General features: G+C 68.3%; 24 protein-coding genes and 1 pseudogene. 17 read left to right on the forward strand and 8 right to left on the reverse strand.

Annotation, left to right across the window (positions count from 1 at the left end):
* Positions 1–43: 43 nt before the first annotated feature.
* Genes folE2 through G3N62_RS12130 form a run of 4 tightly spaced genes read left to right on the forward strand, consistent with a single transcriptional unit; the run spans position 44 to position 3,470 of the window.
* Entirely contained in the window at positions 44–964 is a 921-nt protein-coding gene (gene folE2, locus G3N62_RS12115) for a GTP cyclohydrolase FolE2 (protein ID WP_185733094.1), read from the forward strand.
* Positions 958–1,539 (forward strand): 6-carboxytetrahydropterin synthase, encoded by a 582-nt coding sequence (locus G3N62_RS12120; protein WP_124670349.1) that lies wholly within the window; start codon positions 958–960, stop codon positions 1,537–1,539. Before folE2 ends, G3N62_RS12120 begins: the two co-directional genes overlap by 7 nt.
* A complete protein-coding gene (locus G3N62_RS12125) occupies positions 1,536–2,096 on the forward strand; it encodes a carbonate dehydratase (protein WP_034187807.1) in 561 nt (186 codons plus the stop codon). Before G3N62_RS12120 ends, G3N62_RS12125 begins: the two co-directional genes overlap by 4 nt.
* A gap of 3 nt (positions 2,097–2,099) precedes the next feature.
* Positions 2,100–3,470: a dihydroorotase gene (locus G3N62_RS12130; RefSeq protein WP_124670348.1), complete on the forward strand. Its 1,371-nt coding sequence runs from the start codon at positions 2,100–2,102 to the stop codon at positions 3,468–3,470.
* On the opposite strand, the gene G3N62_RS12135 is transcribed toward G3N62_RS12130, so the two are convergent.
* Positions 3,467–3,931 (reverse strand): Lrp/AsnC family transcriptional regulator, encoded by a 465-nt coding sequence (locus G3N62_RS12135; protein ID WP_034187809.1) that lies wholly within the window; start codon positions 3,929–3,931, stop codon positions 3,467–3,469. The two genes, G3N62_RS12130 and G3N62_RS12135, sit on opposite strands and share 4 nt — an antisense overlap.
* Positions 3,932–4,086: 155 nt before the next feature.
* Between G3N62_RS12135 and G3N62_RS12140 the strand changes: the two genes are divergently transcribed.
* A complete protein-coding gene (locus G3N62_RS12140) occupies positions 4,087–4,716 on the forward strand; it encodes a LysE family translocator (RefSeq protein WP_034187810.1) in 630 nt (209 codons plus the stop codon).
* Between the two features lie 6 nt (positions 4,717–4,722).
* Here G3N62_RS12140 and G3N62_RS12145 read toward each other — a convergent pair whose 3' ends face one another.
* Positions 4,723–5,571, reverse strand: a complete 849-nt coding sequence (locus G3N62_RS12145) for a helix-turn-helix transcriptional regulator (protein ID WP_124670347.1) — start codon at positions 5,569–5,571, stop codon at positions 4,723–4,725.
* Between the two features lie 200 nt (positions 5,572–5,771).
* Between G3N62_RS12145 and G3N62_RS12150 the strand changes: the two genes are divergently transcribed.
* Together G3N62_RS12150 and G3N62_RS12155 are read left to right on the forward strand one after the other, a co-directional pair.
* A complete protein-coding gene (locus tag G3N62_RS12150; protein WP_034187812.1) occupies positions 5,772–6,725 on the forward strand; it encodes a DUF2167 domain-containing protein in 954 nt (317 codons plus the stop codon).
* Positions 6,722–7,447, forward strand: a complete 726-nt coding sequence (locus G3N62_RS12155) for a site-2 protease family protein (RefSeq protein WP_124670346.1) — start codon at positions 6,722–6,724, stop codon at positions 7,445–7,447. Before G3N62_RS12150 ends, G3N62_RS12155 begins: the two co-directional genes overlap by 4 nt.
* 54 nt (positions 7,448–7,501) lie before the next feature.
* On the opposite strand, the gene G3N62_RS12160 is transcribed toward G3N62_RS12155, so the two are convergent.
* Positions 7,502–8,896: an MFS transporter gene (locus G3N62_RS12160; RefSeq protein WP_124670345.1), complete on the reverse strand. Its 1,395-nt coding sequence runs from the start codon at positions 8,894–8,896 to the stop codon at positions 7,502–7,504.
* A 248-nt stretch (positions 8,897–9,144) separates the two neighbouring features.
* Here G3N62_RS12160 and G3N62_RS12165 point away from each other — a divergent pair, with 248 nt between their 5' ends.
* Both G3N62_RS12165 and G3N62_RS12170 read left to right on the forward strand, forming a co-directional pair.
* Entirely contained in the window at positions 9,145–10,722 is a 1,578-nt protein-coding gene (locus G3N62_RS12165; RefSeq protein WP_049028986.1) for an aldehyde dehydrogenase (NADP(+)), read from the forward strand.
* A 193-nt stretch (positions 10,723–10,915) separates the two neighbouring features.
* On the forward strand, positions 10,916–11,467 hold the full coding sequence (locus tag G3N62_RS12170) for a hypothetical protein (RefSeq protein WP_124670344.1): 552 nt from the start codon (positions 10,916–10,918) through the stop codon (positions 11,465–11,467).
* A gap of 140 nt (positions 11,468–11,607) precedes the next feature.
* Here G3N62_RS12170 and kdgD read toward each other — a convergent pair whose 3' ends face one another.
* Positions 11,608–12,522: a 5-dehydro-4-deoxyglucarate dehydratase gene (kdgD, locus tag G3N62_RS12175; protein WP_049028984.1), complete on the reverse strand. Its 915-nt coding sequence runs from the start codon at positions 12,520–12,522 to the stop codon at positions 11,608–11,610.
* Positions 12,523–12,752: 230 nt separating this feature from the next.
* Between kdgD and garD the strand changes: the two genes are divergently transcribed.
* The 4 genes from garD to G3N62_RS12195 all read left to right on the forward strand — a co-directional run bounded on the left by garD (position 12,753) and on the right by G3N62_RS12195 (position 16,070).
* On the forward strand, positions 12,753–14,306 hold the full coding sequence (garD, locus tag G3N62_RS12180) for a galactarate dehydratase (RefSeq protein WP_049028983.1): 1,554 nt from the start codon (positions 12,753–12,755) through the stop codon (positions 14,304–14,306).
* A gap of 204 nt (positions 14,307–14,510) precedes the next feature.
* Positions 14,511–14,903, forward strand: a complete 393-nt coding sequence (locus G3N62_RS12185; protein WP_034187819.1) for a nuclear transport factor 2 family protein — start codon at positions 14,511–14,513, stop codon at positions 14,901–14,903.
* A 79-nt stretch (positions 14,904–14,982) separates the two neighbouring features.
* Positions 14,983–15,438, forward strand: coding sequence for an RbsD/FucU family protein (locus G3N62_RS12190; RefSeq protein WP_034187820.1), 456 nt, complete (start codon positions 14,983–14,985; stop codon positions 15,436–15,438).
* Between the two features lie 194 nt (positions 15,439–15,632).
* Positions 15,633–16,070 (forward strand): DoxX family protein, encoded by a 438-nt coding sequence (locus G3N62_RS12195; protein ID WP_049028982.1) that lies wholly within the window; start codon positions 15,633–15,635, stop codon positions 16,068–16,070.
* 118 nt (positions 16,071–16,188) lie between these two features.
* Here G3N62_RS12195 and G3N62_RS12200 read toward each other — a convergent pair whose 3' ends face one another.
* Positions 16,189–17,499, reverse strand: coding sequence for an MFS transporter (locus G3N62_RS12200; RefSeq protein WP_034187822.1), 1,311 nt, complete (start codon positions 17,497–17,499; stop codon positions 16,189–16,191).
* 321 nt (positions 17,500–17,820) lie between these two features.
* Positions 17,821–18,957 carry a branched-chain amino acid ABC transporter substrate-binding protein gene (locus G3N62_RS12205; RefSeq protein ID WP_124610063.1) on the reverse strand — a complete coding sequence of 379 codons (1,137 nt, stop codon included), beginning with the start codon at positions 18,955–18,957 and terminating at the stop codon, positions 17,821–17,823.
* Between the two features lie 616 nt (positions 18,958–19,573).
* Here G3N62_RS12205 and G3N62_RS12210 point away from each other — a divergent pair.
* Positions 19,574–20,368 (forward strand): AraC family transcriptional regulator, encoded by a 795-nt coding sequence (locus G3N62_RS12210; RefSeq protein WP_206141240.1) that lies wholly within the window; start codon positions 19,574–19,576, stop codon positions 20,366–20,368.
* A 101-nt stretch (positions 20,369–20,469) separates the two neighbouring features.
* Here G3N62_RS12210 and G3N62_RS12215 read toward each other — a convergent pair whose 3' ends face one another.
* Positions 20,470–20,733, reverse strand: coding sequence for a hypothetical protein (locus G3N62_RS12215; RefSeq protein ID WP_006489463.1), 264 nt, complete (start codon positions 20,731–20,733; stop codon positions 20,470–20,472).
* 287 nt (positions 20,734–21,020) lie between these two features.
* Positions 21,021–22,913, reverse strand: coding sequence for a sugar phosphate isomerase/epimerase and 4-hydroxyphenylpyruvate domain-containing protein (locus G3N62_RS12220; RefSeq protein WP_034187824.1), 1,893 nt, complete (start codon positions 22,911–22,913; stop codon positions 21,021–21,023).
* 256 nt (positions 22,914–23,169) lie between these two features.
* On the opposite strand from G3N62_RS12220, the gene aroQ reads away from it, so the two are divergent.
* The 3 genes and pseudogenes from aroQ (at position 23,170) to G3N62_RS12235 (ending at position 25,867) form a co-directional block, all read left to right on the forward strand.
* Entirely contained in the window at positions 23,170–23,625 is a 456-nt protein-coding gene (gene aroQ / locus G3N62_RS12225) for a type II 3-dehydroquinate dehydratase (RefSeq protein WP_034187825.1), read from the forward strand.
* Positions 23,622–24,491 (forward strand): annotated as a pseudogene (locus G3N62_RS12230) (shikimate dehydrogenase). The gene aroQ and the pseudogene G3N62_RS12230 overlap by 4 nt, the downstream one beginning before the upstream one ends.
* 32 nt (positions 24,492–24,523) lie before the next feature.
* The gene (locus G3N62_RS12235) at positions 24,524–25,867 is read left to right on the forward strand and encodes an MFS transporter (protein ID WP_034187827.1); all 1,344 of its coding nucleotides are present in this window, start codon (positions 24,524–24,526) and stop codon (positions 25,865–25,867) included.
* Positions 25,868–25,976 lie beyond the last annotated feature (109 nt).

The raw sequence follows: 25,976 nt of genomic DNA on the forward strand, positions 1-25,976 counted from the left end.
TGCATCGATCCGGATGGACAAGGCGCGCCACCGGAATCCGAGCATGAATGCAGCCCTTCCCGATGTTTCCCTGACCGATGCCGCGCCCGGCCGCCGTCCGCTCGAATGGGTCGGCATGCAGGGCATCGACCTGCCCGTCGCGGTGGCCGAGCCCGGCTGCCGGCGCGACGTGCATGCCCGCGCCGACGTGCAGGTCGATCTGCCCGCACCGCACGTGAAAGGCATCCACATGTCGCGGCTGTACGGGCTGCTCGACCGGCTCGCCGACGGCGAAGCGCTGTCGCCGGCCGGCCTCGGGCGCGTGCTGCGCGCGATGGTCGACAGCCATCGCGACTGCGACACGCGCAGCGCGCGCGTGCGGCTGCGCTTCGACCTGCTGGCCCGCCGCCCCGCGCTCGTGACCGAGGGGCTGGCCGGGTGGAAGGCGTATCCGGTGCGGATCGACGCGACGCTCGCCGGCGAAGCGTTCGAGCTGCGCGCCCAGGTGACGGTCGCCTATTCGTCCACATGCCCGTGCTCGGCCGCGCTGTCGCGGCACTGGGTCGAACAGGCATTCCTGGCCGCGTTCGGCCGCGAGGATCGCGTGGCGCCGGCGGCTGTCGCCGCATGGCTGAAACGGCATGCGTCGGCCGCCACGCCGCACAGCCAGCGCAGCGAAGCCGTCGTCGGCGTGGCGCTGCCCGCCGCCGGCGCGACGCTGGGGCTGATCGACCTGATCGATCGCGTCGAGCACGCGCTCGGCACGCCGGTGCAGACGGCCGTCAAGCGCGCGGACGAACAGGCGTTCGCGGTGCTGAACGGCGGCAACCTGATGTTCGTCGAGGATGCCGCGCGCCGCGTGCAGGCCGCGCTGGACGGTCGTCACGAGAATCCGTGCGTCCAGGTGCGCCATCTGGAAAGCCTGCACCCGCACGATGCGGTGGCCTGGGCCGCGCCGATGGCGGAAGGCGCCGGCGCATGCTGATCCGCAAGCTGTTCCGGTTCGAGAATGCGCATGTCGTGCGCGGCTGCAGCACGCGGCGCTGCTCGCATTCGATCCACGGCCATTCGTACCGCGTCGAGTTGCTGCTCGAAGCGCACGCGCTGGACCACGGGCAGATGGTCTACGACTTCGGGCTGCTCAAGGGCGACGTGCGCGACCTGATCGATGCGTTCGATCATGCAGTGACGCTGTGGTCGGACGACGATCCATGCTACGTCGAAAGCATGCGTCGTTTTTCCGAGCGCTGGGTGGTGCTGCCCGTGTCACCGAGCGCCGAACAGTTCTCGCGCGTGTTGTTTCGCCTCGTCGACGCGGCGCTGAGCGGCACGCGCATGTCGAACGGCGAAGCCGACGTGCGGCTGCATTCGGTCATCGTGCACGAGACCGAGACCGGCTACGCGCAGTGTTTTCGCGACGACGCCTTCAATCCGCGCATGGGCCCGATCGACCTCGATGCGATCGTGTTCGCACCGGCCATCGCCGCGCAGTGGCGCGATCCGGGCCTGTTCGAGCGGCTCAGGCGCGGCCCCCTCCTTTCCAGGCAGGAATCCTCATGATCCGAAAGAACCCGCGCGGCGACCTGCCGCGGATTCATCCGAACGCCTTCGTCGACCCGACCGCCATCCTGTGCGGGCACGTGATCGTCGAGGAGAACGTGTTCATCGGCCCGTACGCGGTGATCCGCGCGGACGAAACGGATGCCGACGGCCGGATCGCGCCGATCGTGATCGGCGCGCATTCGAACATCCAGGACGGCGTCGTGATCCATTCGAAGTCGGGCGCGAGCGTGACGATCGGCCGGCACACGTCGATCGCGCATCGCGCGATCGTCCACGGGCCGTGCAAGGTCGGCGACGGCGTATTCGTCGGGTTCAACAGCGTGCTGTTCAACTGCACGATCGACGACGGCTGCGTGGTGCGCTACAACGCGGTCGTCGACGGCTGCCATCTGCCGCCGGGCTTCTACGTCCGTTCGACCGAACGCATCGGGCCGGAAACCGATCTCGCCGCGTTGCCGCAGGTCACGGCCGATGCGAGCGATTTCTCCGAGGACGTCGCGCGCACGAACAATGCGCTGGTGCTCGGCTACAAGCACATCCAGAACGAGTTCTGAGTCATGGGCGAGCGGATGGGGCATGACGCAACCGACACGCCGATGCGTCGCCACGTCGACCTGCTCGTGCAGGGCGGCACGGTGATGACGCCCAACGGCGCCGAACGGATCGACGTCGCGTGCGCGGCGGGCCGCGTGGTCGCGCTGGGCGCGTTGCAGGGCAGCTGGCGGGCCGACGTCGTGCTCGATGCGCGCGGATTGCATGTGCTGCCGGGCGTGGTCGACAGCCAGGTGCATTTCCGCGAGCCGGGGCTGACGCACAAGGAGACCTTCGAAGCCGGCACGCGCGGCGCGGTGCTCGGCGGCGTCACGACCGTCTTCGAGATGCCCAACACGCATCCGTTGACGCTGAGCGGGCAGGACCTGCAGGCGAAGCTGGACCTGGCGCGCGGTCGCGCGTGGTGCGACTACGCGTTCTATATCGGCGGCTCGGCCGTGAATGCGGAGCGGTTGCCGGCACTCGAGCGCCTGCCCGGCTGCGCGGGCGTGAAGGTATTCATGGGCAGTTCGTTCGGCGACCTGCTGGCCGACGACGCAACCGTGTTGCGCCGGATCCTGCGCAACGGGCGCCGGCGCATGGCCGTGCATGCGGAGGACGAGGCGCGGCTGCGCGAACGCAAGGCGATCGTGGAAGCGAGCGGCGACGTGCGCGATCATCCGCGCTGGCGCGACGAGGACAGTGCGCTGATCGCGACGCGGCGCATCGTCGGGCTGGCGGCCGAAACGGGCCGTCGGCTGCATGTGCTGCACGTGTCCACGGCGGACGAAATGGCGTTTCTTCAACACCATCGGCGGCGCGTGACGGTCGAGGTCACGCCGCACCACCTGAGCCTCGCTGCGCCGGATTGCTACGAGCGGCTCGGCACGTTCGCGCAGATGAATCCGCCCGTGCGCGAGCGGCGTCACCGGGACGCGTTGTGGCAGGCCGTCCGCGACGGCGTGGTCGACGTGATCGGCAGCGATCACGCGCCGCATACGCGCGACGAAAAGCGCCGCCCGTATCCGCAGTCGCCGAGCGGGATGACCGGCGTGCAGACGCTGCTGCCGCTGATGCTCGACCACGTGCATGCGGGCCGCTTGAGCCTCGAACGGCTGGTCGACCTGACCAGCGCCGGGCCGGCGCGCATTTTCGGCATCGAGGGGAAAGGGCGCATCGCGGCCGGCTACGACGCCGATTTCAGCATCGTCGACCTGCAGGCGCGACGGATCATCCGCGACGAATGGATCGCCAGCGTGAGCGGCTGGACACCTTACGACGGGTGCGCAGTCACGGGCTGGCCCGTGCATACGGTCGTGCGCGGGCAGGTCGCCGTGCGCGACGGCGCGCTGAACGGGCAGCCGGCCGGGGAGGCCGTCACGTTTCTGGACGCCTAGATCGGCAGGCGAACCGTCTGCTTGATGCGCTTCAGCGGAATCTCGGTTTCGACGTTGCGGACGCCTTCGATCTGCGTGAGCGTTTCCATCTGGAAGCGCTGGTAGTCGTCGAGATCGCGCGCGATCACGCGCAGCAGATAGTCGTAGCTGCCGGCCATCAGATGACATTCGAGCACTTCGGGCGCCTGCTCCATCTCGCGCGCGAAGCGCTCGACCGTCGTCTTGTCCTGGCGCTCCAGCGTGACGCGCACGAACGCGCTGAATCGCAGGTCGACGGCGGCGGGATTCAGCAGCGCGACATAAGCGTCGATCACGCCCTGTTCCTCGAGCAGATGAACGCGGCGCAGGCAGGGCGTGGCCGACAGCCCGGCCTGTTGCGCGAGTTCGGCATTCGTCTGATTCGAATTCCGTTGCAATGCGCGCAGAATGCGCCGATCGATCGCATCCAGTTTGATTGACATTTTTGACTGCCATGAGCGTGATTGCTAGAGAATAGCGCCAAATCAGGCCGGTGAAGTAGCCAAATTTGCATTCAATCTCCACGGAAGGGCGTCGATAATCTGACGACCGGCCGGGCGATTCCCGTCCGTCGGCCATCCCGTTCTGGAGTGCTCTCATGTCGCATCTATCCTGGTTGCCGTTCATTGCAACGTCGCTGCTGGTCATCGTCACGCCGGGCCAGGACATGGTTCTCGTGATGTCGCGCACGCTGTCCGACGGCACGCGCGCGGGCCTCGTGACCGCCGCGGGCGTCAGCGTCGGGTTGCTCGTGCACACGATGCTCGCGACGCTCGGGCTGGGCGCGCTTCTTCAGGCATCCGAATGGTTGTTCACGGCGCTGAAGGTGATCGGCGCGCTGTACCTGCTGTACCTCGGCATCACGTTGCTGCGTTCGTCGGGCGAACTGTCGCTCGCGAGCAGCAGCAGCGGCGCGCAGGTGTCGCGGCTGCGTACGTTCGCGCAAGGCGCGCTGTCCAACGTGTCGAATCCGAAGGTCGCGCTGTTCTATCTGGCGTTCCTGCCGCAGTTCGTGCCGGCGGGCACCGCGCATCCGATGCGGTCGCTGTTCGTGCTGGGCGCGACGTTCGCCGGCCTGACGTTTCTCGTCAAGGGGCCCGTCGCGCTGTTCGCCGGCCTGCTGTCGGCATCGATCCGGCGCAACCCGCGCATCCTGACGCGCCTGCACCGCGTCAGCGGCGTGGTCCTGCTGGGGCTTGGCGTGAAGCTGGCGCTCGAGCGCCGCTGATGGCGGTCATGACGCGGGCAGGGTGTCCGCCAGCGCCCGCATCGCGTCGACCGTCTCCGGATTCGCCGGAAAGAACGCCTCGATCGCGAGTTCCGACAGCGTCACGTCGACCGGCGTGCCGAACACCGTCGTCGTACTGAAGAACGTCAGCTCGCCGGCCGCCGTGCGCAATCGCAATGGCACGGCGATATCCGCGAAATCGGCGCGTGCCGGCGGGGTGTCGGGCTGGCCGCCCGGCGCCGGATACGCGGCGAGCTCGTCGCGCAGCGCATGCAGCGTGCGGTCGCCGCTCGCGTCGATCTGCCGCTGCAGCCGATGCAGGATGTGCGCGCGCCATTCATGCCAGTTGGCGATCTGCGAGGCGAGGCCGTCCGGATGCAGGCTCAGCCGCAGCACGTTGACGGGCGGCTGCAGCAGCGCCGGATCGGCCTGCGCGACCAGCGCGCCGAGCATCCGGTTCGCGGCGAGCAGCACCCAGTGACGGTCGACCGCGAGCGCCGGGTAGGGCTCGTGGCCGCGCAGCACGGCTTCGACCGCGTGGCGCGCGGCGTCGAGTTGAGGATCCGAAAACGGCCGTTCGCGAAACAGCGGCGCGAAGCCGGCCGCGACGAGCAGCGCATTGCGTTCGCGCAGCGGCACGTCGAGGCGTTCGGCGAGGTGCAGCACCATCTCGCGGCTCGGCTGCGCGCGGCCCGATTCGACGAAGCTCAGGTGGCGCGCGGAGACTTCCGCGTCGAGCGCGAGCGCCATCTGGCTCAGGCGCCGGCGCTGGCGCCACGTGCGCAGCAGCGGGCCGACGCCGGACGCGCGGCCGGCGGACGGGGAGGGCGAATGGGCGGCGGCGGTCGGGTTCATGACGCGGATGATAGGCAATCTCGCGCACCTTGGGCATTACCTGTCAGGTAAGCATCGCGCCGCTCCCCGGGCCCTGGCGCGTCGCGGCGCTGCGTTACCATGGCGACCGTGCCACCTGAGAGGCGGCGCCGGACCCGCGAGACCAATCACGGGCCGGTGCCGCGCACATTCACGACAAGGCATTCCAGGGGAATCCAACAATGAAAAGACTTGCCGTCCGGCTCGCCTGCGTGGCGACGCTCGCACTCGCCGCGACCAGCGGCCACGCGCAGACCGAAGCTGCGCAGGTGGAAATGAGGGCCGCCGCCGCGGCCGCCAACGAAGCGGTCGTGAAAGGGCCGACCGACATCGACGTGAAACACGAGGCCGTGCTGAAGCTGAAGGCCGGCGAGTCGTTCGTGCCGGCCGCCGAGGCCGGCCGCTACCTGCGCTCGATGGGTAATTCGATCGACGAAGCGAAGCTGGTCGGCCTCGTGCTGCCCGACGACCCGGACGCCGACTGGATTTCGGTCGTGTCGTTCGAGCCGAGCGGCTATATCCGCGACGACGACGCGAAGGACTGGAAGCCCGACGAGCTGCTGAAGAGCCTGCAGGCCGGCACCGAGGAAAACAACCCGGCGCGCAAGGAGCGCGGCCTGCCCGAAACCGAGGTGGTCGGCTGGGCGAAGGCGCCCGCGTACGACGCGGCCACGCACCGGCTCGTGTGGTCCGCGATCATCCGCGACAAGGGCGCGGCGCCGAATGCCGCAAACGACGGCGTGAACTACCGGACGCTCGTGCTGGGCCGCGACGGCTACCTGTCGCTGACGATGGCGTCGACGCTTGCCGACCTGCCGAAATACAAGGCATCGGCCGACGACCTGCTGTCGAACATCAGCTTCAACGACGGCAAGCGCTACGCCGATTTCAACCGGTCGACCGACCACGTTGCCGAGTACGGGCTGGCGGCGCTGATCGTCGGCGTCGGCGCGAAGAAGCTCGGCCTGCTCGCGCTGATCGGCGCGTTCGCGGTGAAGTTCTTCAAGATCGGCGCGGTCGCGCTGCTGGCCGGCGGCGCGGCGCTCAAGCGCTTCTTCGGGCGCAAGCCGAAGGCCGCCGCGGTGCCGGCGGTCGCCGACGCGTCCGAGGCAGCCGCCACGGAGCGCAAGGAATGACGAAGCTGCTGCTGCTGATCTTCGGCGGCCTCAAGCTCGGCAAGGTGCTCGTGTCGGCGGGCACCATGCTGGCGTCGATCGCGGTCTACGCGCTGTTCTACGGCTGGCGGTTCGCGGCCGGTTTCGTCGCGCTGCTGCTGGTGCACGAGGCCGGCCACTACGTCGCCGCGCGGCGGCGCGGGCTCGACGTCGGGCTGCCGACCTTCATCCCGTTCGTCGGCGCATGGATCCAGCTGAAGGCGATGCCGCACGACGCGGAAACCGAGGCATACGTCGGGCTTGCCGGGCCGTTCGTCGGCACGCTCGGCGCGCTGGCCTGCTACGCGGCCGCGCGGCACACCGACAGCAACCTGCTGCTCGCGCTGTCGTACACGGGCTTCTTCCTGAACCTGTTCAACATGATTCCGCTGTCGCCGTTCGACGGCGGGCGGATCACCGCGGTGTTGTCGCCGCGCATCTGGTTCGCGGGCGTGCCCGTGCTGATCGCGCTGTTCGTGTATCGCCCGAGCCCGCTGCTGATCGTGATGGCGATCCTCGCGCTGCCGCAGCTGAAGCGCGCGTGGCGCTACGATCCCGACGCGCCGGAGAACCGCGTGTACTACGCGACGTCGATCGAGACGAAAACGACGTACGCGCTCTGCTACGTCGGCCTGCTCGCGTTCCTTGCGCTGATGACGTCCGGCGTGCACGACATGCTGCGCGTCGTGCATTCCGCCGCTTGATGCGAAAACGGCGGCCGCGCGAAAGCGGCCGCCGTTTGCATGGAACGTCGACCCTCAGGCGTCGCGATGACGCAATTCGACGCGCTTGATGTCCTTCACGATCACGAGATAGCTGAACACGGTGACGAGCGCGTTCAGCCCGACGAACACGAGCGCGCCGTTGAACGAGCCGCTCGCGCCGACGAGGTAGCCGATCGCGATCGGCGCGACGATGCCGGCCGTGTTGCCGAACATGTTGAACAGGCTGCCCGACAGGCCGATCGCCTCCTTCGGCGCGGTGTCCGCGACGACGGCCCAGCCGAGCGAGCCGATCCCCTTGCCGAAGAACGACACGGCCATCAGCACGATCACCAGCGCTTCGCTGTCGACGTAGTTGCAGCCGATGATCGCCATCGACAGCGCCATCCCGCCGACGATCGGAATCTTGCGCGCGAGCGTCAGCGACACGCCGCGACGGATCAGCGCGTCCGACAGCATTCCGCCGAGCACGCCGCCGAGGAACCCGCAGATCGCGGGCAGCGACGTCATGAAGCCGGCCTTCAGCAGCGACATGCCGCGCGCCTGCACGAGATAGATCGGGAACCACGTGAGGAAGAAGTACGTGAGCACGTTCACGCAGTACTGACCGAGGTACACGCCGATCAGCATCCGGTTCGACAGCAACTGGCGCACGTAGTACCAGCCGGCGACGCGGCCGCCTTCCGCGCGCGTGCCGCCGGCGTCGCGCGGCCCGGCTGGCCGGCCCGCCGATCGCACGAGCCCGCCGCCCTGTTCGATATGGTCGAGTTCCGCGCGGTTCACCGCCGGATGGTCGGCCGGGTCCTTCATGACGCGCAGCCACAGGAACGCGAGCGCGATGCCGGCCAGGCCGAGCCACAGGTACACCTGGTGCCAGCCGTACGCATGCGTGAGCCACGCCATCAGCGGCGAGAACACCACGGCCGCGAAGTACTGCGCGGCGTTGAAGATCGCCGACGCGGTGCCGCGCTCGGCGGTCGGGAACCAGCTCGCGACGACTTTCGCATTGGCCGGAAACGCGGGCGCCTCGGCGATGCCGACCGCGAAGCGCATCGCGAACAGCGCGGCGACCGCGAACGCGGCGCTGCCGCCGAGGCCGATCGTGCTCTGCAGCAGCGTGAACGCCGACCACAGGAAGATGCTCGCCGCATAGACGCGCCGTGCGCCGAAGCGGTCGAGCAGCCAGCCGCTCGGCAGTTGCGCGAGCACGTACGCCCAGCTGAACGCCGAGAAGATGTAGCCCATCGTCACCGGATCGATGCCGAACGCCTGGCGGATCGGCGTGCCGGTGATCGACAGCGTCGCACGGTCCGCATAGTTGAGCGTCGTGACGACGAACAGCATCGCCAGGATCCAGTAGCGCACGGCGGTCCGGCGCGCGGTGCGCGCGAGGTCGAGCGGAAGATCGCGAGAAGAAGTCTGATGGCTCACTTTAAATGTACGTCGTCGTATGACATGACTGAAAGTTTATTGATAATGGCCGGATGCATAAACTTCGGGTTTTCCCTTTGAAGCGTGTCGCCACAGTGTGGGAAAGTCGTGAGAACCTGGCCGGACAAGGCTTGCGGGTGTATCGTCGGCGCCCTCGCAAACGGCGGACAGGGTGCGATGATGTCAGCGGACATCGTATCTGTTGAGCTACAATGAGCCATTCATTCCCGAACCACGGAGCACATCCCATGCAACTGACAGGAGAGATGCTGATCGGCGCCGACGCGGTGGCCGGCTCGGCCGGAACCTTGCACGCGTTCGACCCGACGCAGGGCGCGCCGATCGACGCGCCGGCGTTCGGCGTCGCGTCGCCGGCCGATATCGACCGCGCGTGCGAACTCGCGCGCGACGCGTTCGATGCGTACCGCGCGCAGCCGCTCGCGGCCCGCGCGGCGTTTCTCGAGGCGATCGCCGATGAAATCGTCGCGCTCGGCGATGCGCTGATCGAGCGCGCGCACGCCGAAACGGGCCTGCCCGTCGCGCGGCTGCAGGGCGAGCGCGGCCGCACCGTCGGCCAGCTCCGGCTGTTCGCGCGCGTCGTGCGCGACGGGCGTTTCCTTGCCGCGTCGATCGATCCCGCGCAGCCCGCGCGCACGCCGCTGCCGCGTTCGGACCTGCGTCTGCAGAAAGTCGCGCTCGGGCCCGTCGTCGTGTTCGGCGCGAGCAATTTCCCGCTCGCGTTCTCGGTGGCCGGCGGCGATACGGCGTCGGCACTCGCGGCCGGTTGCCCGGTGATCGTCAAGGCGCACGAGGCGCATCTCGGCACGTCCGAGCTGGTCGGCCGCGCGATCCGCGCCGCCGTCGCGAAAACCGGCATGCCGGCCGGCGTGTTCTCGCTGCTGATCGGCCCCGGCCGCGCGATCGGCCCGGCGCTCGTCAGCCATCCGGCGGTCCAGGCCGTCGGCTTCACCGGCTCGCGGCAGGGCGGCATGGCGCTCGTGCAGCTCGCGAACGCGCGTCCGCAGCCGATTCCCGTCTACGCGGAAATGAGCAGCATCAACCCGGTCGTGCTGTTCCCGGCCGCGCTCGCCGCGCGCGGCGACGCGATCGCGACGGGCTTCGTCGATTCGCTGACGCTCGGCGTCGGCCAGTTCTGCACGAACCCGGGCCTCGTGCTCGCGATCGACGGCCCCGATCTCGACCGCTTCGAAACCGTCGCCGCGCAGGCGCTCGCGAAGAAGCCGGCCGGCGTGATGCTCACGCACGGCATTGCCGATGCGTACCGCAGCGGTCGCGGCAAGCTGGCCGAGCTGCCGGGCGTGCGCGAAATCGGCGCGGGCGAGGCGGCGCAGACCGACTGCCAGGCCGGCGGCGCACTGTACGAAGTCGGCGCGCAGGCGTTCCTGGCCGAACCGGCGTTCAGCCACGAGGTGTTCGGGCCGGCGTCGCTGATCGTGCGCTGCCGCGATCTCGACGAAGTCGCGCGCGTGCTCGACGGGCTCGAAGGCCAGTTGACGGCCACGCTCCAGATGGACGCCGACGACAAGCCGCTCGCCCGCCGGCTGCTGCCGATCCTCGAACGCAAGGCCGGGCGCCTGCTCGTCAACGGCTACCCGACGGGCGTCGAGGTGTGCGATGCGATGGTGCACGGCGGGCCGTTCCCCGCGACGTCGAACCCGGCCGTCACGTCGGTCGGCGCGACGGCGATCGAGCGTTTCCTGCGGCCCGTGTGCTACCAGGACTTCCCGGACGACCTGCTGCCCGAAGGGTTGCAGGACGGCAATCCGCTGGCGATCCCGCGCTTGCGGGACGGGAAGGCGGAATAACGAGGGGCGGCCCGGCAATCGACGCCGGGCCGCTCCCCGGAGGGACGAAAGCGGAGGCGGCCGACGGGTCGCCTCCGCTTTTTTCGTGGTGTCTTCCGCGTTTCCCGAATTTCTCCTACAGTACCGGTGCCTCGGGCCGCCCGGCCCGCGGGCGAGCCTGAGAGACCGACAAAAGACAACGAGGGAACCCTCCATGAACATCAACAAGCGTGGCGATCACCTGTTCGCGGCCGGATTGTGGAAAGCGATCGGCGACGTCGCGAAATCCGTGCGCACCCAGATCGGCCAGTACAGCGAAGGGCGTGTGCTCGCGAACGCGCTGCAGGAATTCCAGCGCGACCTCGGCGGCAGCGAATTCGACGTGACGATCAACCAGGGGCGGCTCGTCACGGGTGCCGACGCCCATTCGCTCGTGTTCGGGCAGGCCGTTCGCCGTTTCCGGCAGGACATGGAAGCGCTGGTGTTCGCGCTCCAGTACCGGCGCAGCATCGACGAGCGCGACCCGAACCTGCGTACCGACGCGCTGATGCAGGCGAACAGCCAGCTCGCGACCGCGAAGCAGTCGGCGACGATCACCGTCGGCCGGTTCTTCGATGCGGTCGTCGACCGCGACGTGCTCGGGCAGATCCTCGGCGGCGAATCGAATGCGCGCGCCCGCGCGGGCGCACAGGGGCAGATCGAGGCGACGCGGGTCAAGCTGGGGAACGTGCGCTACCGGATCGTCGGGATCATCGCGCAGATGTGACGGCGCCACGCATTGCGGTGGATGCGTGCATCGTCACGGAAAGGAAGGGCAACGAACGATCGCGGCCGGCGCGTGCCGGCCGCGATGCAGGCGTGCCGGCCGCGGCGCCGATGAGGGCCCGCGCCGCCGGCGAACGCCGCTTACTGCGGGCCCATCTTCTTGATCAGCACGTCGAGCTCGGCGGCTTCCGCCTCGGTGAGGTCGACGAGCGGCGCGCGCACCGGGCCCGCGTCATGGCCGACGAGCCTTGCGCCTGCCTTCACGATGCTGACCGCATAACCGGCGCGGCGGTTGCGGATCTTCAGGTACGGCAGGAAGAATGCGTCGATCAGGCGGCCGACCGTCGCGTGGTCGTCCTTCGCGATCGCCTCGTAGAATTCCATCGCCGTCTTCGGGATGAAGTTGAATACGGCCGACGAGTACACCGGCACGCCGAGCGCCTTGTACGCGGCCGCATAGACTTCGGCCGTCGGCAGGCCGCCGAGGTACGCGAAGCGGTCGCCGAGGCGGCGGCGGATCGTGACCATGCTCTCGATCTCGCCGACGCCGTCCTTGAACCCGATCAGGTTCGGGCAACGGTCGGCGAGGCGCTCGAGCATGTCGGCGTTCAGCTTCGAATTCGCGCGGTTGTACACCACGACGCCGATCTTCAGCGCGCGGCACACCTGCTCGACGTGGTCGGCGATCCCTTCCTGGCTCGCTTCGGTCAGGTAATGCGGCATCAGCAGCACGCCGCTCGCGCCGAGGCGCTCGGCTTCCTGCGCATACTCGATCGCGACGCGCGTGGCGCCGCCCGCGCCGGCGAGGATCGGCACCTTGCCCTTGCAGGTTTCCGTCGCGACGCGGATCACGTCCGAATACTCGCGCTGCGTGAGCGAGAAGAATTCGCCGGTGCCGCCCGCCGCGAACAGCGCACTCGCGCCGTACGGCGCCAGCCACTCCAGGCGCTCGGCGTAGGTGGACGGACGGAAGTTGCCGCCGGCGTCGAAATCCGTCAGCGGAAACGACAGCAGGCCGTGGGAGATGATCTGTTTGAGTTCTTGCGGTGAAGTCATGATTGGGTCGTCCGTCTAGCGCGAGTGCTGGGTTCGTCGGGAAACGGCATGCGAGCCGAATTGGCGATGTCGTTGTATGTCATCGTACAACGAGGGAAAAGGTGGCGCAAGCGGTTTGCTGGCCGTTCAAGGTCAGGGTCTTTCCGGATCAGGGTTTACGCAGCATCGCGGGTTGAGGTTGAATGTCGTATGATGACTAACGATATCGCCGATAGCCTTCAGGAATTGCAATGACTGCTTCCCCTCTCTACATCCGCGTGCATCCGGCCGACAACGTCGCGATCGTCGTCAACGACGGCGGCTTGCCCGAAGGCGCGACGTTCGCCGACGGGCTGACGCTGTGCGAAGGCGTGCCGCAGGGGCACAAGGTCGCGCTCGTCGATCTCGCGGCCGGTGATCCGGTCGTCCGCTACAACGTGGTGATCGGCTATGCGCTGACGGACCTGCGGCGCGGCAGCTGGGTCAACGAGCGCACGATGCGCATGCCCGAGCCGCCGGGGCTCGACGACCTGCCGCTCGCGACGCGTGCCGCGCCGCCGCTCGAGCCGCTCGAAGGCTATACGTTCGAGGGTTTCCGCAATGCCGACGGCTCGGTCGGCACGCGCAACATCCTGGCGATCACGACGACCGTGCAGTGCGTGTCGGGCGTCGTCGAGCATGCGGTGAAGCGGATCAAGGACGAACTGCTGCCGCGCTACCCGAACGTCGACGACGTGGTCGGGCTCGAACACACGTACGGCTGCGGCGTCGCGATCGACGCCCCCGACGCCGACATCCCGATCCGCACGCTGCGCAACATCAGCCTGAATCCGAATTTCGGCGGCGAAGTGATGACCGTGAGCCTCGGCTGCGAGAAGCTGCAGCCCGAGCGCCTGCTGCCGCCCGGCGCGATTCCGGTGACCGCCGACGGCACGGCCGGCAACGGCGGCGTCGTATGCCTGCAGGACGCCGCGCACGTCGGCTTCAACTCGATGATCGACTCGATCATGAAGATGGCCGAAGCGCATCTCGAGCGGTTGAACCGCCGCCGCCGCGAGACGTGCCCGGCGTCGGATCTCGTCGTCGGCGTGCAGTGCGGCGGCAGCGACGCGTTCTCGGGGCTCACCGCGAACCCGGCCGTGGGCTTCGCGGCCGACCTGCTGGTGCGCGCCGGCGCGACGATCATGTTCTCGGAAGTGACCGAAGTCCGCGACGGCGTCGCGCAGCTCACGTCGCGCGCGGCGAACGAAGCGGTGGCGCGCGAGATCATCCGCGAGATGGACTGGTACGACCGCTACCTGCAGCGCGGCCGCGTCGACCGCAGCGCGAACACGACGCCCGGCAACAAGAAGGGCGGCCTGTCGAACATCGTCGAGAAGGCGATGGGGTCGATCGTGAAGTCGGGCAGCGCGCCGATCGCCGGCGTCGTGCGTCCCGGCGATCGCGCGCGGCAGAAGGGGCTGCTGTACGCGGCGACGCCCGCGAGCGATTTCATCTGCGGCACGCTGCAGCTCGCGGCCGGGATGAACCTGCACATCTTCACGACCGGCCGCGGCACGCCGTACGGCCTCGCGCAGGTGCCGGTGATCAAAGTCGCGACGCGCAGCGATCTCGCGCGCCGCTGGCACGACCTGATGGATCTCGACGCGGGGCAGATCGCGACCGGCGCGGCGACGATCGAGGACACCGGCTGGGCGTTGTTCCGGCTGATGCTCGACGTCGCGAGCGGCAAGCGCCGCACGTGGGCCGAGCAGTGGAAGCTCGCGAATGCGCTGACGCTGTTCAATCCGGCGCCGGTGACCTGATGCGCGCGAACGCGGCGGCACGCCGGTGCGGGCGCCTTCGGGCGCCCGTTTTCGTTGGGGGCCGCGCGGGCACGCCGGTCGCGGCCGGCGCGATTTCCTTACCTCCCGCGTAATCGACCGCCCGCGCGAGCCCGGCGACGATGGCGGCACGCGGACACGAAACGTTCGCGACATCGTCCCTTCATCGACACCAGGAGTCTTGCCATGAACACCGCCCGATCCGCTGCGTCCGTTCACACCGGCCTGATCGACCGCTACATCGACGCATGGAACGAACCCGACGTCGCACGCCGCCGCGCGCTGATCGATGCGACCTACGCGAGCGACGCGGCGTATCGCGATCCGCTGATGAGCGGCGACGGCCACGCGGGCATCGACACGATGATCGCGGCGGTGCAGGAACGCTTTCCCGCCTGCCGCTTCCGCCGCACGACCGACGTCGACGGCTTCGGCCGGCACCTGCGGTTCTCGTGGGCGCTCGTGTCGCCCGACGGCGCGGCGATCGTGAAGGGTTCGGACTTCGGCACCGTCGACGCGTCGGGCCGCCTCGCATCGGTCACGGGTTTCATCGACGAAATGCCGGCCGCGGCGTCGTAATGCGGGCGATGCATGCGCAGCGGCCGCCGGGATCGGGTAACGTTACGCGGTTCCTTCCCGATCCCGGAGACTAGCCGACATGCTGAAGAATCTCGACCCGCTGCTGCACGCCGACATCCTGCACACGCTGCGCGCGATGGGCCATGGTGACGAAATCGCGATCTGCGATGCGAATTTCCCGGCGGAATCCGTCGCGGAGCACACCGTGGTCGGCCGCGCGCTGCGGATCGACGGCGCCGATTCGGCGCGCGTCGTGCGCGCGGTGCTGTCGGTGCTGCCGCTCGATACGTTCGTCGACACGCCCGCGTGGCGCATGGAAGTCGTCGGCGACGCGGCCGCGGTGCCGCCCGTGCAGCGCGAAGTGCAGGCCGAGATCGACCGCGCGGAAGGGCGCGCGGTGCCGCTGACCGGCGTCGAGCGTTTCGCGTTCTACGAGCGCGCGCAGCAGACGTACGCGGTGATCGTCACCGGCGAGCTGCGCGGCTACGGCTGCTTCATCTTCAAGAAAGGCGTGCTGTTGAGCGACGCCGGCTAAACGCGTTTTTCGATGCGCCGGGCTGCCGGTGCCGCGGCCGCAGTGTAAAGATTTGCTACAACCTTTTTCTTGGACACCGCGGAAAGACCCTCTATGCTGGCCCATTTGCCGCGCGCCCCGCAGGGCCGCGCGGCGCTCCCGAGCCGCATGGGCGCGCCCGTGCGGACGGCCGAATTGCATACGAGGAGAAAGGCATGACGCGTTCCGTCGATTCCGGCGTCATTTTTTTCGCACGCCTGGCGCTGGCGGCGTTGTTTTTGTGGGGCGGCATCATGAAGCTGCTCGGCTACGGTGATTTCATCGCGTATCTGCATGCGATGAACGTGCCCTATCAACAGGTCGTCGCGCCGATCGTCGTCGCGATCGAGGGGCTCGGCGGCCTGCTGCTGATCGTCGGCTACAAGGTGCGGCCGCTCGCGCTGCTGATGGCGGTCTACACGATCGCGACCGCGATGGTCGGGCATAATTTCTGGGACGCGACGAATGCCGCCGTCCAGCACGACATGGTGATCCACTTCTGGAAGAACGTCGCGATCGCCGGCGGTTTCCTGCTGCTGTTCGTCACCGGCGCCGGTGGCGCGAGCATCGACGCGCTGCGCCGCCCGAGTTCGTCGTACGGCGTGCTGCGTTGAACTGAATCGATCCGCGGCGTCGCGCCGCACCAAGTCCGCACCAAGTCAAAAGGGCCGAATCCCGCACGTCGCGGGATTCGGCCCTTTCCGCATGAAACCGGCGCTTGCGCGCCGACGTTCAGCGCGCGTCCTTCACGTCCTTCGCATCCTTCGAGAACTGCACGGCGATCGCGCCGAGCACGCAGATCGCCGCGACGTACACGACCGGCGCGAGCGGGTTCGACTTCATCATCAGCGACACGATCACCGGCGTGAGGCCGCCGAAGATCGCGTACGCGACGTTGTACGAGAACGAGATACCCGAGAAGCGTACGACGGCCGGGAAGCTCTTGACCATCACGAACGGCACCGCGCCGATCGTGCCGACCATGAAGCCCGCGATGCCGTAGTAGAGCGGCAGCGTCGACGTGTCGGCCGCGACCTGCGCGAACAGCAGGTAGTAGCACGCGGCCAGCCCGATGCCGCCGATCGCGAGCACGCGCTTCGCGCCGATCCAGCCCGCGAGCGACCCCGCGGTGATGCAGCCGGCCGTCAGGCACAGCGTCGCGACGCTGTTCGCGAACAGCGTCGTCGCGGGCGTCAGGTGGAACTGCTTCTGCAGCAGCGCGGGCGTCATCAGGATCACGACGACGATCGCGGCCGACAGCATCCACGTGAGCAGCATCGACACGATCACCGCGCGGCCGTGGTCGCGCAGCACGGCCTTCAGCGGAATCTCGGCCGCGAGCGCCTTTTTCGCCTTCATTTCGGCGAACACCGGCGTTTCGTGCAGCCAGCGGCGCAGGTACACGGAGAACAGCCCGAACACGCCGCCCAGCAGGAACGGAATGCGCCACGCGAACGCGGCGACTTCCGCCGTCGAGTAGCGGGTGTTGATGCCGGCCGCGACCAGCGAGCCGAGCAGGATGCCGGCCGTGAGGCCCGCGGTCAGCGTGCCGCACGCATAGCCGATGTGGCGCGACGGCACGTGCTCGGACACGAACACCCACGCGCCCGGCACTTCGCCGCCGACCGCCGCGCCCTGCAGCACGCGGAACAGCAGCAGCAACACCGGCGCGAGGATGCCGATCGTGTCGTAGGTCGGCAGCAGGCCCATCAGCAGCGTCGGCACCGACATCATCAGCACGCTCAGCGTGAACATCCGCTTGCGGCCGAACAGGTCGCCGAAGTGCGCCATGATCACGCCGCCGAGCGGGCGCGCGAGATAGCCGGCCGCGAAGATGCCGAACGTCTGCAACTGGCGCAGCCAGTCGGGAATGTCGTGCGGGAAGAAGAGCTGTCCTATCGCCGGTGCGAAGAACACGAAGATGATGAAGTCGTAGAACTCGAGGGCGCCGCCGAGTGCGGCAAGGCCAAGGGTCTTGTAGTCGCTGCGCGTGAGCGCGCGTTCGGCGGCGCGAGGCACGCCGCTCAATTCGGAAGCTTGCATGGTCAGGACGGTCGGTTTTCGAATGTTGTTGTCGGTGCTGCGTCTCCAGGGCCCGCTATCGGCATGGACTGACAAGGCGCGGCTGGCGTCGTCGAAGCGTGCCGCGTGCCGGGTAAGGCACGAAACACGCACCGCCGCACCGGGATGGGGCACGGCGGAGACGAGGCGTCAAAGCGGGTGGGGGGATTCTACAGGAGCGCGAAATGCCTGCACGCGGGCGCGCGTCGAGGGCGGCTTCGGGCCGTGCGGCCGAAGCGTGCGCGGCGCGCGCGGCGGGTGAGCCGCCGCGCCGCGCGGAAGGGAGCGTGCGTGTCGGCCGCTTCAGTTGCCGGCGATCGTATCGACCGGCTTGAACGTGCCGTGCTCGACCTTGTAGATCGTGACCGGCGCGTCCTTCAGGTCGCCCTTCGCGTCGTACGCGATGCTCGGGGCCGACACGCCCTTGACCGACACCTTGCCGAGATACGGCGTGTACACCTTCGGATCGGTCGAGTTCGCGTCCTTCATCGCGGTGAGCAGCGCGATCGTGCCGTCGTACGAGTAGGGCGAGTAGGTGATCACGTCTTCGTTGAAGCGCGCCTTGTAGCGTGCCGCGTAGCCCGAGAAGCCCGGCATCTTTTCCTTCGGCAGCCCGCCCATGTAGACGATCGCGCCTTCTGCCGCGTCGCCGCCGACCTTCAGGAACGTCGGCGAGCGCGACATCTCGCCCGTCACGAAGGCCGACTTCATCCCGAGCTGACGCATCTTGCGGATCATCGGCGACGATTGCGCGTCGCCGCCGCCGTAGAAGATCGCGTCGGGATTCATCCCCTTCAGGTTGGTCAGGATCGCGGAGAAATCGAGCGCCTTGTCGTTCGTGAAGTCGCGCTTGACGATCGTGCCGCCCGCCGCTTCCACGGCCTTCGCGAATTCGTCGGCGATGCCCTGGCCGTAGGCCGTGCGGTCGTCGATGATCGCGATGCGCTTGAAGCGCAGCGTCTTCACCGCGTAGGTGCCGACGATGCGGCCGGCCTGCGCGTCGCTCGTCAGCAGCCGGTAGGTCGTCTTGTAGCCGCGCGCCGTGTATTGCGGCGACGTCGCCATCGAGATCTGCGGCAGGCCCGCGCGATCGTACAGGTCGGAGGCCGGAATGCTGGTGCCCGAGTTGAAGTGGCCGATGATCCCGCGGACGTTGTCGTCGATCAGCCGCTGCGCGACGGTCGTGCCGGTGCGCGGGTCAGCCTGGTCGTCCTGCGAGTCGAGCTGGAACGTGACGGGCTTGCCGCCGATCGTCGGATGCGTCGCGTTGAAATCGGCGATCGCAAGCTGCACGCCTTTCTGCATGTCCGTGCCGTAATTCGACTGCGGGCCGGTCAGCGGTGCGGCGAAACCGATCTTGACGACGTCGGCGGCGCCGGCGTGCGCGCCCGACAGTGCGCAGGCGGCGGCCAGCGCGACGTGCGATACCTTCAGCTTCACTTTCACTTCCCCTTGATGGCGTGGTTGGGCCGCCGCCGGCATGCGTGCCGGCGCCGGTAAACCGGGCGAGACGGTTCGGTCGGCAGGCCGATGCGAGGGCCGTGCAGGCCTGCCGCGGGCTGCCCGTGCTGTGCCGGAATCGGCGTGCGCGACGGTGGATGCGGCGGGCCGTGCGTGCCGATTGCCGCAGCGGCGGGATGTCGTCTCGTGACCGTGAAGCAAGTCTAGATAGCGAAAATGCGGGCGTCTTGCGCGTTCGATGCGTGACCGGCGACGATATCGGCATATCGTCGATAACCCTGATATATGCTGAAATCGTCATGGTGAATGCGCAAACGCGCCAAGACGCGGGCCGTCCGCATTTTTAGGATGGCGGTTCCGGATGTGCGTTGCCGCGGGTGTCGTAAGGCATGCCGGCGGCACGGGAATCGTGATCGCAGCCGGTCGTGCACACCTGCCACAGTGGTTGCGTGCGCAACTTGTATCGCTGGCCGATAGCGCTCGACCGCGATGCGGCCGCCCGCCGCCAACCAGCCTGCCCCGCGCTCGGCGCGACGCGATCGAAGGGGCGCTTCTATAATCGACGCCATCTGCCACTCGCTTCGCGGTTGCCGGGATGACGACCTTGCTTGCCGTACCGCCCATGAGCCCGTCCGAAACGCTGCGCTACCAGCCCGACAACGCCGATCTCGGCGCGATGCTCGCGCACTTCCGCCTGCTCGAACCGGTGTTCGATGCGTTGCCGGACGTCGCGTTCTTCGTGAAGGACGCGAGCGGCCGTTACGCGATCGTCAATCGCACGCTGGCGATGCGCTGCGGCTACAAGGACAAGCGCGACCTGCTCGGCAAGACCGCCGACGAGGTGTTTCCGCGCCGCTTCGGCCGCAGCTATTTCGAGCAGGACATGGCGACGATCAACGCCGGCCAGCAACTGATGGACCAGCTCGAGCTGCACCTGTATCCGGGCCGCCAGCCGGGCTGGTGCCTGACCTGCAAGGAACCGCTGCGCGACGCCGCGGGCAGGGTGGTCGGCCTCGCGGGCATCTCGCGCGACCTGAAGGCGCACGAGGGATCGCACCCGGCGTACAGCCGGCTCGCCGACGTGGTCCAGCACATCCAGGATCACTACGTGCAGCCGCTGAACCTGAAGCAGCTCGCGCAGATGGCCGGGATGTCGGTCGCGCAGCTCGAACGCTACTTCCACAAGGTGTTTCACCTGACGCCGCGCCAAGTGCTGCTGAAGACGCGGCTCGATGCGGCCACCGCGCTGCTCGTCACGCACGACAAGGTCACCGACGTCGCCGCGCTATGCGGCTATACGGATCACAGCGCGTTCACGCGCCAGTTCAAGGCGACGGTCGGCGTCACGCCGACGGAATACCGGTTGATGCTGCAGGCGCGGGCGGGGTGACGCGATTCGCCGGCCGGGCCGGCGCCTCGCAGGGGTCGGGGGGGGGGGGGCGGGGGAATGCGGGGGAAACGGAGAAACGGGGAAGCCGTGAGAACGGCCGCTCAGCGGTAGCCGAGCCCTTTCAGGACGGCCGTGCCGTCTTCGGTCAGCCGGAAGCTCGGGGCCGTATCGGGGTCGAGCTTGACCATCTCGACGAGGCCGGCTTCCTGCAGCGCAGGCAGTTCGGGTTTCGCGTTCGCGCCGATCGGTGCATGCAGCAGCACGAGCAGCGTCGCGATTTCATGATGACTGAGCAGGCGGCGCAGCATCGTCTTCTTTGCAGGGGGCGCGGCCGGGCGGCCCGCGGGTGCTTCTACGGCGCTCATCGCTTTCCTCCTTTTCGAGATAACCATCGGGTACTGGTTGCGGATGGTGCCGTCGAAGACTTAAGCGATTCTTAAAACCGGGGCGGCCGGCGGAATGCTGCACTGCGGTACGCGTTACGGGATGTAACGCCAAGCGCGGCGCGGGCTCCGGCCCGATCGCGGTGAGCCGCGCGGGCGGGCTCGCGGTTGTCTGATTCACCACGATGGTGCGTGCCGGATGCCGTCCGTTGCATCCCCTGCGGACGACATCCGCGGTCCGGCCGCGAGGCCCGATTCGCTTCCTTCCCTTATTTCCTGCGCTGGGCCTGCGCGGCGAGCCGCACGGCCGCGTTCGTCGCGCCGTAGCCGTCGTACCCGCCGCGCCGCTCGACGATTTCGAGCGAGAAGCGGTTGTCGACCAGTTCCGTATACGCGTGCAGGAATTCGCCGCCGTGCTCGTCGCGGTCGTACAGCAGGTGGTGCGCGCTCAGCGTGTCGATCAGTTCGTCCGGCAGCGCGTAGCGTGCGGCGAGATCGTCGTAGTAATTGGGCGGGATGCGCAGGAACGGCACGCCGTCGGCCGCGAACGCGGCGACCGTCTTCACGATGTCGTCGGTGCGGAACGCGACGTGGTTCAGCCCCGTGCCGTGGTAGCGGTCGAGCGATTCGGCGACGGCCGTATGACGGTCGACCGACGCGTTCAGCGCGATCCGCACCGAGCCGTCGGCGCTGCGCACCGCGCGGCTGCGCATCAGTCCGTACGGGTCGGGGACGAGCCAGCTGCGCTCGGCCTCGAAGCCGAACGCCGTCTTGAAGAACAGGATCCACGTGTCGAGCGCGTCGGCCGGCAGCGCGAGGCACACGTGGTCGATCCCCGTCAGCGGGCCGACTTCGCTCGGGCCGTCGATGTCGGTCAGCACGAAGTCCGATTCGTACAGCGTCGGCGCGTTCGGTGCTTCGTCGACGAAATACTCGAGGCTGCCGTCGGGCGCCTGCACGCTCGGCAGCACGCGTTCGTTCGGCCCGACGCGGCCCGAGAACGGCGCGTAACCGAAGCCGGCCGCGCGTTCGAACGCCACTTTCGCGTCGTCGACGCGGAACGCCGACGCGCACAGCGACAGCCCGTGCTGCTGGAAGAACGCATCGGCGAAGGAGTCGCGCTCGGCGTTCAGCACGATCGACGCGGCGCCGTGCTGGAACAGCGTCACGTCCTTCGAGCGATGCCGGCCGGCGAGCCGGAAGCGCATCCGGCCGAGCCATTCGCCGACGATCGCCGCCGCCGGTGCGTCGACCGCGAATTCGATGAACTGGAACCCGACGTGCGCGGGCGGCGCCGGCGGCGCGAACAGCGGCTGGCCGGCGGCCGGCGCGCGGCCGTCCTGCGCGAGCCGCGTGCGCGTCAGTTCTTCCAGATAGAGCAGCGAGCGATGGCCGTCGGCGGCGGTGATCGCGGTCGGCGCCGCGCGGAAGCCGTCGTTGAAGATCTCGAGCGACAGCGGCCCCGTATAACCCGACTCGATCACCCGCGCGGTGAAGCGCGCGAGGTCGAAGTCGCCCTGGCCGGGGAACGAGCGGAAGTGGCGGCTCCATTCGAGCACGTCCATCGCGAGCTTCGGTGCGTCGGCGATCTGCACGAACGCGATCCGGTCGCCCGGGATGTCGGCGATCCCGTCCGGCGAATCGTCGAGCGACAGCGTGTGAAAGCTGTCGAGCGCGAGGCCGAGGTGCGGGCTGTTCACCGCATTCACGAGTTTCCACGCATGGCCATAGCGCTTCACGACGCGGCCCCACGCGAGCGCTTCGTACGCGGCGACCACGCCGGCCTGCCGCGCGGCCTCGGCGAGCGCGCCGAGCTGGTCGACGAGCAGCCCGTCGTCCGCGATCGTGTCGGCCGACACGCTGCTGCAGACGAGGATCCGGTCGGTGCCGAGCGCATGCATCACGTCGAACTTGCGCTTGATCCGGTCGAGGTTGCGCGCGAGCTGGGCCGCGCTGACGCCCTCGAAGTCGCGAAACGGCTGGAACAGCACGATATCGAGACCGAGATCGGCGGCCATGCGCCGGACGTCGGCCGGCGATCCGTCGAAGTAGACGAGGTCGTTTTCGAAGATTTCGACGCCGTCGAAACCCGCGGCCTGGATGGCGGCGAGTTTCTCGGCGAGCGTGCCGGACAGTGACACGGTGGCGATCGAGCGCTGCATGGCGATTCCTGCGGATGAACGGGGCATGGCGCCGGCCGAACCGGCCCTGAATGAACCAGTCGTTGAGTTCCCGATGGGCGCCATATCCCGAATTTACTGGGCTAGTGGTCCGTATTGTACAAACTAACTAGGTGGTACAAATTAGCGAAAACCCGAAAAGACAGCGCGCTTTCACGGGCGCACACTAGCGCCAAATTCCGATGTCTTCGGGGCGGTGCCGGTCGTGGTCCGTCCCTGTTTCAGGAGCAGAAATCACATGAGCAAGCCCAAGGTATTGGTGCTGAACGGCCCGAACCTGAACCTGCTGGGGACGCGCGAGCCCCATATCTACGGCGCGGAAACGCTCGCCGACGTCGAGCAGCGCTGCCGTGCGGCAGCCGAGGCGCTCGGGCTGGAGATCGAGTTCCGCCAGTCGAACGCCGAGCATCAGCTGATCGACTGGCTGCATGCCGCGCGGGTCGACACGGACGGCATCGTGATCAACCCGGCGGCCTATACGCACACGTCGGTCGCGCTGGCCGACGCGCTTTCCGCGATCGCGAAACCGGTGATCGAAGTGCATATCTCGAACGTGCATCGCCGCGAGGCGTTCCGCCACCATTCGTATGTGTCGGCCATCGCCGAAGCCGTGATCTGCGGCTGCGGCACCGAAGGCTACGTGTTCGCGCTGCAGCGCTTCGCGACGCTGTTCGCGCAGGGAGCCGCACGATGAGCCGCCCGTCGTTTCTGATCGGCCTGATCGGCCAGGGCATCGGCGGGTCGCTGTCGCCCGCGATGCATGAGGAAGAAGGCTTCCGGCAGGGCTTCGGCTACGTCTACCGGCGCATCGATCTCGACGTGCTCGGCGTGACCGCCGACGCGCTGCCGGAACTGCTCGATGCCGCGCAGCGGATGGGCTACAACGGACTGAACATCACGCACCCGTGCAAGCAGCGCGTGATCGAACACCTCGACGCGCTGTCGGACGACGCGCGCGCGCTCGGCGCGGTGAATACCGTGCTGTTCAAGGACGGCAAGCGGATCGGCCACAACACCGACTGGTCGGGCTTCGCGAAATCGTTCCGCCGCGGGCTGCCCGGCGCGAAGCTCGATCGCGTCGTCCAGCTCGGCGCGGGCGGTGCCGGTGCGGCCGTGGCGCACGCGGCGCTGCAGATGGGCGCGGCCGAACTGACGATTTTCGATGTCGACGGCACGCGCGCCGCCGCGCTCGCGGGCGAACTGCAGCAGCGCTTTCCCGCCGTGCGCGTCGTGGCGGGCGGCGCGCCGTCCGGCGACTAACTCGCGGCCGCGATGCGCGCCGCGACGGGCCTGATCCACGCCACGCCGACCGGCATGGCCAAGCATCCGGGCTTGCCGCTGCCGGCCGAGCTGCTCCACGCGGGCATGTGGGTGGCCGACATCGTGTACTTCCCGCTCGAAACCGAACTGATCCACGCCGCGCGTGCAGCTGGCTGCGCCACGCTGCCCGGCGGCGGAATGGCCGTCTACCAGGCCGTCGACGCGTTCGAGATCTTTACCGGACGCACGCCCGACGCCGAGCGAATGTTCGATCACTTTCAGTCGCTCGTCGCGCGCTGACCCCTCACAAAACGAGAAACCAGGAGACAACCATGCAGCACACCACTCACACGAGTGCCGCGCCGGCGCAGGCGGCCGGCACGGTCCGGCGTACGTCCGCGCGCTACAAGATCCTCGCGTTGCTCGCGATCGGCACGATGATCAACTATCTCGACCGTACCGTGCTGGGGGTGGCTGCGCCGCAGCTCACCAAGGAGCTCGGCATCAATGCGGCCGTGATGGGCATCATGTTCTCCGCGTTCTCGTGGACCTATGTCGCGATGCAGGTTCCCGGCGGCCTGTTCCTCGACCGCTTCGGCAGCAAGATCACCTATTACTGGTCGATGACGCTGTGGTCGCTGTGCACGCTCCTGCAGGGCTTCGTGCCGGGCGTCGCGACGCTGCTCGCCTGCCGGCTCGGTCTCGGCGTGACGGAAGCGCCGTGCTTCCCGACCAACAGCCGCGTCGTCGCGACGTGGTTCCCGCAGAACGAGCGCGCGATGGCGACGGGCACCTATACCGTCGGCGAGTACATCGGCCTCGCGTTCTTCAGCCCCGTGCTGTTCGCGCTGATGGGCGCGTTCGGCTGGCGCTCGCTGTTCTGGGTCGTCGGCGCGGTCGGCATTGCCTTCGGCCTCGTCTGGTGGAAGTTCTATCACGAGCCGCGCAACCATCCGGGCGCGAATGCGGCGGAACTGGCCTATATCGAGGCCGGCGGCGGCCTCGTGCACGGTACGCGCAAGGCCGGCGACAAGGACGGCAAGGCCGCGCAGACGAAGTTCAGCTGGTCGATGGCCGGCAAGTTGCTGAAGAAGCGCCAGCTCGCGGGCATCTGCCTCGGCCAGTTCGCCGGCAACTCGACGCTCGTGTTCTTCCTGACCTGGTTCCCGACCTACCTCGCCACCGAGCGTCACATGGGCTGGCTGAAGATCGGCTTCTTCGCGGTGATGCCGTTCATCGCCGCATCGGTCGGCGTGATGTTCGGCGGGATCTTCTCCGACTGGCTGCTGCGCCGCGGCAAGTCCGCGAACCTCGCGCGCAAGCTGCCGATCATCGCGGGCCTGCTGCTCGCGTCGACGATCATTCTCGCGAACTACGTGAAGAGCAACGAGGCCGTGATCGCGATCATGTCGGTCGCTTTCTTCGCGCAGGGGATGGCCGCGCTCGGCTGGACGCTCGTGTCGGACATCGCGCCGGACGGCCTGCTCGGCGTGACGGGCGGCATCTTCAACTTCGCGGCGAACCTCGCGGGCATCATCACGCCGCTGGTCGTCGGCTTCATCGTCGCGACGACCGGCTCGTTCGTCGGCGCGCTCGTGTTCATCGGCGTGATCGCGCTGGTCGGTGCGCTGTCGTACATCTTCGTCGTCGGCGACATCAAGCGGATCGAGCTGTAAGTACCGGCTCCACGCACATCCGGTGCGTTAGCCCGGCGGCCCACCGGCCGCCGGGCTTTTTTGCGTGCGGCGCCGGCGGGCGTGCCGGCGGGCGTGCCGGCGGGCGTGC

It is taken from the genome of Burkholderia sp. Tr-20355 (genome assembly GCF_017104685.1).
Classification (GTDB): domain Bacteria; phylum Pseudomonadota; class Gammaproteobacteria; order Burkholderiales; family Burkholderiaceae; genus Burkholderia; species Burkholderia seminalis.

What these genes read in the sequence shown, in the direction of transcription:
- G3N62_RS12145 (WP_124670347.1), bottom strand. Translation starts at nt 5,571, where the DNA reads ATGAACCCGACCGCCGCCGCCCATTCGCCCTCCCCGTCCGCCGGCCGC.
- G3N62_RS12235 (WP_034187827.1), top strand. Translation starts at nt 24,524, where the DNA reads ATGCAGCACACCACTCACACGAGTGCCGCGCCGGCGCAGGCGGCCGGC.
- G3N62_RS12125 (WP_034187807.1), top strand. Translation starts at nt 1,536, where the DNA reads ATGATCCGAAAGAACCCGCGCGGCGACCTGCCGCGGATTCATCCGAAC.
- G3N62_RS12155 (WP_124670346.1), top strand. Translation starts at nt 6,722, where the DNA reads ATGACGAAGCTGCTGCTGCTGATCTTCGGCGGCCTCAAGCTCGGCAAG.
- G3N62_RS12120 (WP_124670349.1), top strand. Translation starts at nt 958, where the DNA reads ATGCTGATCCGCAAGCTGTTCCGGTTCGAGAATGCGCATGTCGTGCGC.
- G3N62_RS12185 (WP_034187819.1), top strand. Translation starts at nt 14,511, where the DNA reads ATGAACACCGCCCGATCCGCTGCGTCCGTTCACACCGGCCTGATCGAC.
- G3N62_RS12170 (WP_124670344.1), top strand. Translation starts at nt 10,916, where the DNA reads ATGAACATCAACAAGCGTGGCGATCACCTGTTCGCGGCCGGATTGTGG.
- G3N62_RS12200 (WP_034187822.1), bottom strand. Translation starts at nt 17,499, where the DNA reads ATGCAAGCTTCCGAATTGAGCGGCGTGCCTCGCGCCGCCGAACGCGCG.
- garD (WP_049028983.1), top strand. Translation starts at nt 12,753, where the DNA reads ATGACTGCTTCCCCTCTCTACATCCGCGTGCATCCGGCCGACAACGTC.
- G3N62_RS12190 (WP_034187820.1), top strand. Translation starts at nt 14,983, where the DNA reads ATGCTGAAGAATCTCGACCCGCTGCTGCACGCCGACATCCTGCACACG.
- G3N62_RS12140 (WP_034187810.1), top strand. Translation starts at nt 4,087, where the DNA reads ATGTCGCATCTATCCTGGTTGCCGTTCATTGCAACGTCGCTGCTGGTC.
- G3N62_RS12150 (WP_034187812.1), top strand. Translation starts at nt 5,772, where the DNA reads ATGAAAAGACTTGCCGTCCGGCTCGCCTGCGTGGCGACGCTCGCACTC.
- folE2 (WP_185733094.1), top strand. Translation starts at nt 44, where the DNA reads ATGAATGCAGCCCTTCCCGATGTTTCCCTGACCGATGCCGCGCCCGGC.
- G3N62_RS12165 (WP_049028986.1), top strand. Translation starts at nt 9,145, where the DNA reads ATGCAACTGACAGGAGAGATGCTGATCGGCGCCGACGCGGTGGCCGGC.
- G3N62_RS12215 (WP_006489463.1), bottom strand. Translation starts at nt 20,733, where the DNA reads ATGAGCGCCGTAGAAGCACCCGCGGGCCGCCCGGCCGCGCCCCCTGCA.
- G3N62_RS12220 (WP_034187824.1), bottom strand. Translation starts at nt 22,913, where the DNA reads ATGCAGCGCTCGATCGCCACCGTGTCACTGTCCGGCACGCTCGCCGAG.
- G3N62_RS12210 (WP_206141240.1), top strand. Translation starts at nt 19,574, where the DNA reads ATGACGACCTTGCTTGCCGTACCGCCCATGAGCCCGTCCGAAACGCTG.
- G3N62_RS12130 (WP_124670348.1), top strand. Translation starts at nt 2,100, where the DNA reads ATGGGCGAGCGGATGGGGCATGACGCAACCGACACGCCGATGCGTCGC.
- kdgD (WP_049028984.1), bottom strand. Translation starts at nt 12,522, where the DNA reads ATGACTTCACCGCAAGAACTCAAACAGATCATCTCCCACGGCCTGCTG.
- G3N62_RS12195 (WP_049028982.1), top strand. Translation starts at nt 15,633, where the DNA reads ATGACGCGTTCCGTCGATTCCGGCGTCATTTTTTTCGCACGCCTGGCG.
- G3N62_RS12135 (WP_034187809.1), bottom strand. Translation starts at nt 3,931, where the DNA reads ATGTCAATCAAACTGGATGCGATCGATCGGCGCATTCTGCGCGCATTG.
- aroQ (WP_034187825.1), top strand. Translation starts at nt 23,170, where the DNA reads ATGAGCAAGCCCAAGGTATTGGTGCTGAACGGCCCGAACCTGAACCTG.